The following is a 10,329-nucleotide window of genomic DNA, read 5'->3' on the forward strand; positions in this document are numbered from 1 at the left end:
GGCAACGGCCCGGAGAGATTGCGGCTCTTATGCCGCCATGACGATTTCATTGAAAGCGTCCAGGTCGACATAGAAGACCTTGGTGATCTCCTCGATCAGGTCGTCATGGCCGTAGCCTTGGGACTTCAAGATGTTGATGGCGGTGATGATATCGACGCGCTCGGTAAGCCGCCGCTTCTGGTAGTCCTCGACATAACGTTCCATGGCTGTCCCTTGGCCTGTGTGCCCAAACGCGTTTGAACGACAGAGATCGCAGGAGAGAAGCTAGGAAGCTTTGCTTGCGTGAAACTGGCCCTGTGCTAGCCACGCCCTCGATCTGCGATGAACCAGACTGATACGGAAGCGGCCGACTCACAAAAGCCCTGTGAAAGACTAGCACGCGGTATATGGTGCACCAGTGACGCAGATGGCTGGATCGGAGAAATATTGGACTTGCCAAGGACTTCGGATCGTCAACTGAAGTCCAGCGACGATTCTAGAGCGCGTCGCGTCGAAACGGATTCATGCGCCGCGCTTCCATTCATGTCGTTGTCTCAAAACGAGGGCCACTTTTGAGCGACATGCATTAGACCGTCAGGAACTTGCGTACATCAGCACGGTCTAAATCTTCCGCCGGGCCGGTATGGACGATCAGGCCACGGTCCATGATGTTGACCTCGTCGGCGAGTTCGCGGCAGAAATCGAGATATTGTTCGACCAAAAGCACGGCGATGCCGGCCTGGTCGCGCAGATAGCGGATGGCACGGCCGATATCCTTGATGATCGACGGCTGTATGCCTTCGGTCGGCTCATCGAGCACCAGCAGTTTCGGCCGCATCACCAGCGCCCTGCCGATGGCGAGTTGCTGCTGCTGGCCGCCGGAAAGGTCGCCGCCACGCCGGCCGAGCATCTGCTTGAGCACCGGGAACAATTCGAAGACATGCGCGGGAATGTTGCGGTCGGCCCGCTTCAGGGGCGCGAAGCCCGATTCGAGATTTTCCCGCACGGTGAGCAGCGGAAAGATCTCCCTGCCCTGCGGCACGAATGCGATGCCCGACCGGGCGCGGTCATACGCCGCGCTCCGGTCGAGCGCCTTCCCCTCGAAGGCAACGCTTCCGCTCGTCAGCCGGTGGTGGCCGACGATCGATCTCATCAAACTGGTCTTGCCGACGCCGTTGCGGCCGAGCACGCAGGTGATCTTGCCTGCGCGCGCCTTCAGCGACACGCCGCGCAGCGCCTGGGCAGCGCCGTAGTGCAACGTGGCATTGGAAACTTCGAGCATGTCAGCGCCTTCTCCAGAACCTGAGAAACGACAGATCGAAGCGATGGAATTGAACCCGCCAGACCATGCTCATCTCCCCAGATAGACTTCGACGACTCGCTCGTCGGCCGACACGAAATCGAGAGTGCCTTCCGACAGCACCGAGCCCTCGTGCAGGCAGGTGACCTTGACGCCGAGTTCGCGCACGAAATGCATGTCGTGCTCGACGACGATGACCGAATGATCGCGCGCAATATCCTTGAGCAGGCGTGCGGTCTCCTCGGTCTCTGCATCGGTCATGCCGGCGACCGGCTCATCGACCAAAAGCAGCTTCGGATCCTGCGCCAGCAGCATGCCGATCTCGAGCCACTGCTTCTGTCCATGGCTGAGATTGGCTGCCAGGTCGTTCCGCTTGTCGCCAAGCCGGACGATGCCGAGGATATCGTCGATCTGCCGCGTCTCGGCTGCCGAGCGGCGATGGAACAGCGCCGGGAAGATCGAGCGCGGACCCTTCAGCGCCAGCATAAGGTTTTCCTCGATCGTGTGGCTTTCGAAGACAGTCGGCTTCTGGAATTTGCGACCGATGCCCATCATGGCGATCTCGGCCTCGTCATGCTTGGTGAGATCCACCTCTCCGTCGAAGAACACCTCGCCCTCGTCGGGCCGCGTCTTGCCGGTGACGATGTCCATCATCGTCGTCTTGCCGGCCCCGTTGGGGCCGATGATGGCCCGCATCTCGCCCTTGTCGAGCACCAGCGACAGGTTGTTGATGGCACGGAAACCGTCGAACGAAACCGAGACGCCGTCGAGATAGAGGATCGTGTTCGACTTTGACATGATCGCTCACTCCGCCGGCTGCGGTTCGGGGCTGGTCGCGGACCAGTCACCGGGCTTTCTCGCTTCGCTACGAACAATCTTTGCCGGCAGCGGGACGTCGGCATCGGTGCCGGCTTCCTCGGCAATCGAGGCTGCCCGCAGCGCCTTGGCGTTGCCACGCCAGGAATCCCACATGCCGATGATGCCCTTGGGCAGCAAAAGCGTGACGGCGACGAACAGCCCGCCCAAGGCAAACAGCCAGAACTCCGGCAGCACGCCGGTGAACCAGGATTTTCCGGCATTGACCAGCAAAGCCCCGATGATCGGTCCGACAATGGTGCCGCGCCCGCCGACAGCGGCCCAAACGACGACCTCGATCGAATTGGCCGGCTCGAATTCCCCCGGATTGATGATGCCGACCTGCGGCACGTAGAGCGCACCCGCAATGCCGGCCATGACAGCCGACACGGTGAAGGCGAACAGCTTAACGTTCTCCGCCCGCCAGCCGAGGAAGCGCGTGCGGCTCTCGGCGTCGCGCACCGCCATCAAGAGCTTGCCGTATTTGGAGCCGACGATCGTCCAGGTGACGAAAACGGCGAGTGCGAGCGTCACCGCGCTGGCCGCGAATAGCGCCGAACGCGTCGCGTCGGCTTGCACGTTGAAGCCCAGAATATCCTTGAAATCGGTCAGCCCGTTGTTGCCGCCGAAACCCATGTCGTTGCGGAAAAACGCGAGCAGCAGCGCATAGGTCATCGCCTGGGTGATAATGGAGAGATAGACGCCGGTGACACGGCTGCGAAAGGCAAACCAGCCGAAGACGAAGGCGAGCAGGCCCGGCACCGCCAGCACCATGAGGCCGGCGAACCAGAAATGATCGAACCCAGTCCAGAACCACGGCAATTCCTTGTAGTTCAGGAACACCATGAAATCGGGCAGGATCGGGTTGCCATAGACGCCGCGCGAGCCGATCTGGCGCATCAGATACATGCCCATCGCGTAGCCGCCGAGCGCGAAGAAGGCGCCGTGACCGAGCGAAAGGATGCCGCAATAGCCCCAGACAAGGTCGAGCGCCAAGGCGAGCAGCGCGTAGCAGAGATATTTGCCGGTCAGCGCCACGATATAGGACGGGATGTAGAACGCGCTCGTCGGCGAGACCGCCAGATTAAGCAGCGGCACGATGACAGCCACCGCCAGCAGGATGAGAATCGTGATGGCAATGCGGCGATCCGCGCCGGCGGCGAAGAAGCGTCCTGAGATCATGCCTCCACCGCCCTGCCCTTGAGCGCGAACAGGCCGCGCGGGCGCTTCTGGATGAACAGGATGATGAGGACCAGCACGACGATCTTGCCGAGCACGGCGCCGGCATAGGGCTCAAGGAATTTGTTGACGATGCCGAGCGAGAACGCGCCGACCAGCGTGCCCCACAGATTGCCGACGCCGCCGAAGACGACGACCATGAAGCTGTCAATGATGTAGCCACGGCCAAGATTGGGCGAGACATTGTCGATCTGGCTGAGCGCCACACCGGCGATGCCGGCAATGCCTGACCCCAAGGCAAAAGTCAGCGCGTCGACCCACGGTGTCCTGATGCCCATCGAGGCGGCCATGCGCCGGTTGGCGGTGACCGCGCGCATCTGCAGGCCCCAGGGCGTGCGCTTCATGACATAGAGCAGCACCGCGAAAACGGTGAGCGCGAAAACCAGGATCCACAGGCGGTTCCAGGTGATCGCAAGCTGGCCGAGATTGACCGAGCCCGACATCCAGGAGGGGCTACCGACCTCCTGGTTTGTCGGCCCGAAGATCGAGCGTACCGCCTGCTGCAGGATCAGCGAGACGCCCCAAGTCGCCAGCAGTGTCTCCAACGGCCGCCCATAAAGGAAACGGATGATGCCGCGCTCGATGATCAGACCAACCAGAGCCGAGACGAGGAAGGCGAGCGGCAGTGCAATGACCAGCGACCAGTCGAACAGGTCCGGAAAAGACGTACGGATCAACTGCTGGACGACGAAGGTCGTGTAGGCGCCCAGCATGACCATCTCGCCATGCGCCATGTTGATAACGCCCATGACGCCAAAGGTGATGGCAAGCCCGATTGCCGCCAGCAGCAGCACCGAGCCAAGCGAAATGCCGTACCAGATGTTCTGGCCCGCATCCCAGAAGGCCAGCGTCGAGTTGATGGTGGCGATCGCGGCTGTCGCCGCTTGCTTGATCGCATCCGGGGAATTCGCCTCGACCGAAGTCAGCAATGAAACCGCATCACGGTCGCCCCGTGCACCGATGAGTGCAATTGCGGCGAGCTTGTCCGCGTCTGGCCGGTCGGAGACCAGGATGGAGGCGGCACGAGCCTGTTCGAGCAGAGCCTTGACGCTGGCCACGGTCTCACTGGCGATCGCGGTGTCGAGCGGCTCGATGTTTGCGGCATCGGGTGTCTTGAACATGGTGTCGGCGGCGGCAATGCGGACAGTCGGATCATTGGCGCCAAGCGTCAGCGTGCCCAGCGCATCGCGGATGACGCGGCGCAGCGTGTTGTTGACCTTGATCTTGGTGATTTCGTCCTTGGCCGCTTCGCCCGACGCTTCGCCGCTCAGCGGATCGAAAAGCTGGACGCTCTCGCCTGCTTCCTTGCCGGCAAACACCAGGGCATCGCTCTTGCGGATATAAAGGTTGCCGTCGGCGAGTGCCGCAAGCGGCCGCTCCACCGCCGGATCGCCGGTAGCCGCCAGTTCGTGGACGACGACTCCTGTCTCCGAAAAGCCCTTGGCCGTCGCGAATTTGGCGATGATGCCGCGCAGATCGGCCTCACCTGCGCCCGATGACGACAGCATCGCCAGCAGGAACAACAGCGTCAGGCCCGCGCGGATCAAGGTCATCGGCTTCTGTTAGCCCCTTGGAGGTTTGAATTGGGCGTCCGGACGGCAGAGGAAGCCGTCCGGACGCGCGCGGTCTGACTAGATCAGCCCGGGTCATGGACCTACGGTCCAGCCCGGGGAGGATCAGTTCGTTCCTTTGCCGCCGCACTTCCCGGTGGCAACGTTGAAGTTGCCGCAGGACAGAGGCGCGCGCCAATCGGAGATCAGATCCTTGGAGTCAGGCAAATAGTCGGACCATTCGTCGCCCATCACCAGGCCCGGCGTGCGGGAGACGGTTTCGAACTGGCCATCGGCCTGGATTTCACCGATCAGCACCGGCTTGGTGATGTGGTGGTTCGGCATCATCGTCGAATAGCCGCCAGTCAGGTTCGGCACCGAAACGCCAACCATGGCGTCGATGACCTTGTCCGGATCGGTGGTGCCGGCCTTCTCGACCGCCTTCACCCACATGTTGAAGCCGATGTAATGGGCCTCCATCGGGTCGTTGGTGGTGCGCTTGTCGTTCTTGATGAACTTGTGCCAGTCGGCGATGAACTTCTTGTTCTCAGGCGTGTCGATGCTTTCAAAATAGTTCCAGGCGGCGAGATGGCCGACCAGCGGCGCGGTGTCGAGACCGGCAAGCTCTTCCTCGCCGACCGAGAAGGCCATGACCGGGATGTCTTCGGCCTTGACGCCCTGGTTGCCGAGTTCCTTGTAGAACGGCACGTTGGCATCGCCGTTGACGGTCGAGACGACGGCGGTCTTCTTGCCGGCCGATCCGAACTTCTTGATCGCGGAAACCTCGGTCTGCCAGTCGGAGAAGCCGAATGGCGTGTAGTTGACCATGATGTCTTCCGCTGCGACGCCCTTGGCCTTCAGATAGGCTTCGAGGATCTTGTTGGTGGTGCGCGGATAGACGTAGTCGGTGCCTTCGAGCACCCAGCGCTTCACCGAACCGCCGTCCTCGCTCATCAGATAGTCGACCGCCGGAATGGCCTGCTGGTTTGGCGCCGCACCCGTGTAGAACACGTTGCGCTCGCTTTCCTCGCCCTCATACTGGACGGGGTAGAACAGGATGTTGTCGAGTTCGCTGAATACCGGCAGCACCGATTTGCGCGACACCGAGGTCCAGCAACCGAACACCGCCGCAACCTTATCCTTCGAAATCAGCTCGCGTGCCTTTTCGGCGAACAGCGGCCAGTTGGAAGCAGGATCGACGACGACCGCCTCCAGCTTCTTGCCGAGCAGGCCACCCTTGGCGTTCTGCTCGTCGATGAGCATCAGCATGGCGTCCTTCAGCGTCGTTTCCGAAATCGCCATGGTCCCCGACAGCGAATGGAGAATGCCGACCTTGATGGTGTCGTCAGCCGCCTTGGCAGGCGCGGAGATCAACAGGCCGGCGGCAACCACGCTCGCCGAAAACATTTTTGTTATTGTCGAGAAATTACCCCTCATATTACAGACTCCCAAGCTGGTTGATTGCACCGCAACACTACAAAGCAACCCCCATGCCAATCGCTGTGGCGGCGCCGATGGGGGCGAAAAATCGAGCATTGCCAGCGCGTTGGGATTTTAGGCTTACAAAGAAAAAGAGAGCCGCTCAAAATTGATTGAGAGAAATTTGCGCAGACCCGCGACTATCTGCCCAATTTTCGCTCAATGTTCCCAATTGCCTAGATTTTGATCTTCATAGGGGTATCGCAAACGACCGATGTTGCGGCGCCGTGCAAAAATAGGGCAAGCTCGCTCCGCAAACGAGCGACGTCATGGTTTCAGGCATTTCACGCATTTTTACCAGCATATTGATTCTGGCGGCAGCAGGCGGAGCCGCGCGAGCCGACTTCAGCGACGGCAAGCTTCCGGACGGCACCTATCGCTGCGAAGTGTACCTGCTTGGCATGTTCCTCAACCTCGGCGACATCACCATCAAGGGGACTGTCTACAGCGGTCCGTTCTACACCGGCCTCGGTACCCTCGCGACCGCGCAGCAGGGTTACAACTATCAAATGGACGCAAACGGGGTGATCTCCTGGCTCGGGCCGTTGGGTGGCTATACCGCCGGCGGAAACTCGCTGTCGCTGACCCAGGCAACGCTGGACGGCCAAGGCACACCCTCCTTTGACATCATCATGAAGCAGCCCGACGGCGCCTTCACCGCCTCGACCTGTACGAAGAACTGAGATGCCAAAAAGCGCGGAACCCTGTTGGCTCCGCGCAGAGGGCCGTGTTGCGCACAGGCAAGAACATAGGGAAGTACTAAGACTCCAGCATGTCCTTGACGATCGTCGCCAGTTGCTTGAGCGAAAACGGTTTTGGCAGGAAGCCGAAATGCGCGTCGGCCGGCAGGTTTCTGGCGAATGCGTCCTCCGCATAACCGGACACGAAGACAAACTTGATGTCCGGCTGGCGCTTGCGCAGTTCGCCAAGCAGCGTCGGCCCATCCATTTCCGGCATCACCACGTCGGAAACGACGATGTCGACCTTGCCGCCCAGCGCCTCGAACACTTCCAGCGCCTCGACGCCCGAAGACGCCTCATGCACGGTGTAGCCGCGCGAGGTCAGCGCCCGCATGCCGCCCATTCGCACGGCATCCTCGTCTTCGACGAGCAGCACAGTGGCCGAGCCCGATAGATCCTTGGCCGCATCGGCGATCTTCGCCGGTGCTGCCGGTACATCGTCGGGGTCGCCCGCCTTTTTCAGTTCCGCAACATGACGCGGTAGGAAAATGCGGAAAGTCGACCCTTTGCCGACCTCGGAATCGCAGTAGATGAAGCCACCGGTCTGCTTAATGATGCCATAGACCATCGACAGGCCAAGGCCGGTGCCCTTGCCGACTTCCTTGGTGGTGAAGAAGGGCTCGAAGATCTTCTTCAGCACGTCGGGCGCGATGCCGCTGCCGGTGTCCTCGACTTCGACCACGACATAGTCTGCCGGGGTGAGTTCGCGGTAGGAAAAGGCCTTGCACTCCTCAGCAGTCACATTGCGGGTGCGCACGGTGAGATCACCACCCGCCGGCATGGCGTCGCGTGCGTTGACAGCAAGGTTGACCACCACCTGCTCGAACTGCCCGATATCGACCTTGACCGGCCACAGGTCGCGGCCATGGTCTACCCTCAGCTTGATGTCGTTGCCGACCAGGCGGGCCAGCAGCATCCTGAGATCGGCCAGCACGTCGGTCAGGTTGAGCACTTCCGGCCGCAATGTCTGCTTGCGCGAGAAGGCCAGCAACTGCCGCACCAGCGACGCCGCCCGGTTGGCATTCTGCTTGATGTTCATGATGTCGGGGAAGGACGGGTCAGACGGACGGTGGTTGGTCAACAAAAGGTCGGATGCCATGATGATGGCGGTCAGCACATTGTTGAAATCATGCGCGATGCCGCCGGCAAGCTGGCCCACCGCCTGCATTTTCTGGCTTTGCGCCATCTGCCCTTCGAGGGCTTTCTGCTCCGTCGTCTCGACGGCATAGACGATGGCCGACTCCTCGGCGCCCTCGCCGCCGGTCCCGTCGGCGACGGCGTTGACGTAGAATCGAATGTGCCGCTCGTCATTGCCGGGCAGAAGCGTGTCGATCGGCTCGATATCGGCCTGCCGCTGCTGCGCCTTTTCGAAAGCAGCCGCGAAGGCCGGCCGGTCGCGTTCATGGATCACCGTGTCGAGCCGCACTCGGCGATCGACGGCGTCGCGATCGACGACGGTCGAGAACAGCGACAGGAACGGCGCATTGGTGCGCAGGATGCGCCCGTTGTGATCGACGCCGGCTATCGCCATCGGTGTCGAGTTGAAGAAGCGGGTGAAGCGCACTTCCGAGGCCCGCAAATCGGCAGACGAGTCCTCGCCTTGCGTACGGTTGAGCACGATCGTGCGTGTCGGCCCGTTGAGGCCTTCGCGGCTGGCCGAAACGCGATGCATGAAGCGCACCGGAAGCGCCTCGCCCGTCATCGTCGTCAAGTCGAGATCGATGACCGCGTTGCGCGTTGTGCCGGGATCGGCCTTGACCGAACGGACCAGCGCCATGCCGTCGCCGGCCACGATCTCGGCCAAGGAGACCGCACCGGGCGTGAAGCTGGTGAGGTCGATGCCCAGCCATTCGGCCAGCGTGGCGTTGATGTAGGTGACGCGACCCTCCTGGTCGGCAGAAAAGAAACCGGCCGGCGCGTGGTCGAGATGATCGATGGCCTGCTGCAAATCGAGAAAGAACCGCTCCTGCTCGGCCCGTTCCTGGGAGATGTCGGCAAGCTGCCAGGCCAGCATCGGCAGCCGCTGGCCTGGAACACTGAAGGTGCGGGCGCGCGCCCGGTACCAGCGGGCGCCCGGATCGGCTCCGGGCCGAATGGATTGCGCGAGCCGAAACTCGCCGTCGCCCGGCTGGCCGTCGCGCAGGCCGGACGCCAGGCGATAAATCGTCACCGAAGCTTCGGGGACATCCGAGAGCAACCCCTCGACTGTCTTCAGGTCGGCCGCCGACGACGCTCCGGTCATGTCGGCATAGGCGCGATTGGCATAGACGACACGGCCTTTGGTGTCGGTGACGAGAAGGCCCTGCGACATCGAATCGACGAAGGATTTCGACAGTTCATCACCTGTCGAGCGCGGTGTCACCTGCACGAAGCCGATCGCCGTGGCAAACAGGAAGCCGACGCCGATCATCGCCAGCACGCCGAGCATACCGAGCAGAAAAGGATCGCCGAGCCGCTCGCGGAAAAGGCCGAAGACGATCGCCGCCCCCGTCAGAACGACGATGAAAATGATGAGCCGGGTGACCGCGCCTGGTCGCGTGTTCTGGTCGACGATCGGTACCGGATAGAAATCGCCGCGCGCTTCCTTGGCCATGTGCCCCCTGCTCGTGAATTCCGGTGTTCCGACCACCCGCCCCTAGCGGGTTGAATCACATTCTCCTAGTCCCGAAAAGGCCTGGGCGGCAAATGTCCGATAAAAATGATGTCTTCCGGCCCTTGGAGTTTTCAAGCTGTTCACCAGCGTGAAACGTAACTTGCGGTGGCCCGCCGCAACGGTCTAGTGTCACGTCTCTTCCAAGGGCAATCAGGGGAAACCGATGCAATGGCTGGATAGCGTGGCGGGCCCCGGTTATGCCGCAGCATTGTTGTGGACGTTTGCAGCACTTGTCCTGCTGGTCATCGTTCTCGTCATCGTCAAACTGGTGCGTAATCTGACGTTCGGAACCTTCGTTGCCGGTGGCCGGAACCGCAAGACACGGCTGGCCGTCATGGACGCCACCGCCGTCGACAGCCATCGTCGGCTGGTGCTGGTGCGCCGGGATGACATCGAGCATCTGCTTTTGATCGGCGGCCCGACCGACCTCGTCGTCGAGCGCGATATCCGTCTCTCGGCGCCGCGCCGTCCGGCCTTGACCGGAGACAGCGGCTTGCAGCCGGTCCCGGCCGCCGCGGCCCCGGCGGCAAGGCC

General features: G+C 61.8%; 8 protein-coding genes and 1 pseudogene. 2 read left to right on the top strand and 7 right to left on the bottom strand.

Annotated features, from left to right (window positions below):
- Positions 1-27: 27 nt before the first annotated feature.
- From X744_RS1000000172015 to urtA, 6 genes are all read right to left on the bottom strand, one after another.
- Positions 28-204 carry a hypothetical protein gene (locus X744_RS1000000172015; protein WP_023759335.1) on the bottom strand — a complete coding sequence of 59 codons (177 nt, stop codon included), beginning with the start codon at positions 202-204 and terminating at the stop codon, positions 28-30.
- Between the two features lie 361 nt (positions 205-565).
- On the bottom strand, positions 566-1,261 hold the full coding sequence (gene urtE / locus X744_RS156515) for an urea ABC transporter ATP-binding subunit UrtE (RefSeq protein WP_023759336.1): 696 nt from the start codon (positions 1,259-1,261) through the stop codon (positions 566-568).
- Positions 1,262-1,330: 69 nt separating this feature from the next.
- The gene (gene urtD / locus X744_RS156510) at positions 1,331-2,077 is read right to left on the bottom strand and encodes an urea ABC transporter ATP-binding protein UrtD (protein ID WP_023759337.1); all 747 of its coding nucleotides are present in this window, start codon (positions 2,075-2,077) and stop codon (positions 1,331-1,333) included.
- Positions 2,078-2,083: 6 nt separating this feature from the next.
- Entirely contained in the window at positions 2,084-3,316 is a 1,233-nt protein-coding gene (urtC, locus tag X744_RS156505; RefSeq protein WP_023759338.1) for an urea ABC transporter permease subunit UrtC, read from the bottom strand.
- The gene (urtB, locus tag X744_RS156500) at positions 3,313-4,926 is read right to left on the bottom strand and encodes an urea ABC transporter permease subunit UrtB (protein WP_023759339.1); all 1,614 of its coding nucleotides are present in this window, start codon (positions 4,924-4,926) and stop codon (positions 3,313-3,315) included. Before urtB ends, urtC begins: the two co-directional genes overlap by 4 nt.
- Before the next feature lie 123 nt (positions 4,927-5,049).
- Entirely contained in the window at positions 5,050-6,330 is a 1,281-nt protein-coding gene (urtA, locus tag X744_RS156495; RefSeq protein WP_245266607.1) for an urea ABC transporter substrate-binding protein, read from the bottom strand.
- A 341-nt stretch (positions 6,331-6,671) separates the two neighbouring features.
- Between urtA and X744_RS156490 the strand changes: the two genes are divergently transcribed.
- Complete coding sequence (locus tag X744_RS156490) at positions 6,672-7,085, top strand: hypothetical protein (protein WP_023759341.1); 414 nt, start codon at positions 6,672-6,674, stop codon at positions 7,083-7,085.
- Between the two features lie 76 nt (positions 7,086-7,161).
- On the opposite strand, the gene X744_RS156485 is transcribed toward X744_RS156490, so the two are convergent.
- Positions 7,162-9,735 (bottom strand): PAS domain-containing sensor histidine kinase, encoded by a 2,574-nt coding sequence (locus X744_RS156485; protein ID WP_023759342.1) that lies wholly within the window; start codon positions 9,733-9,735, stop codon positions 7,162-7,164.
- 223 nt (positions 9,736-9,958) lie between these two features.
- Between X744_RS156485 and X744_RS156480 the strand changes: the two are divergent.
- Positions 9,959-10,329 (top strand): annotated as a pseudogene (locus X744_RS156480) (flagellar biosynthetic protein FliO); the annotation flags it as partial.

This window comes from Mesorhizobium sp. LNHC252B00, assembly GCF_000502955.1.
Lineage (GTDB): Bacteria > Pseudomonadota > Alphaproteobacteria > Rhizobiales > Rhizobiaceae > Mesorhizobium.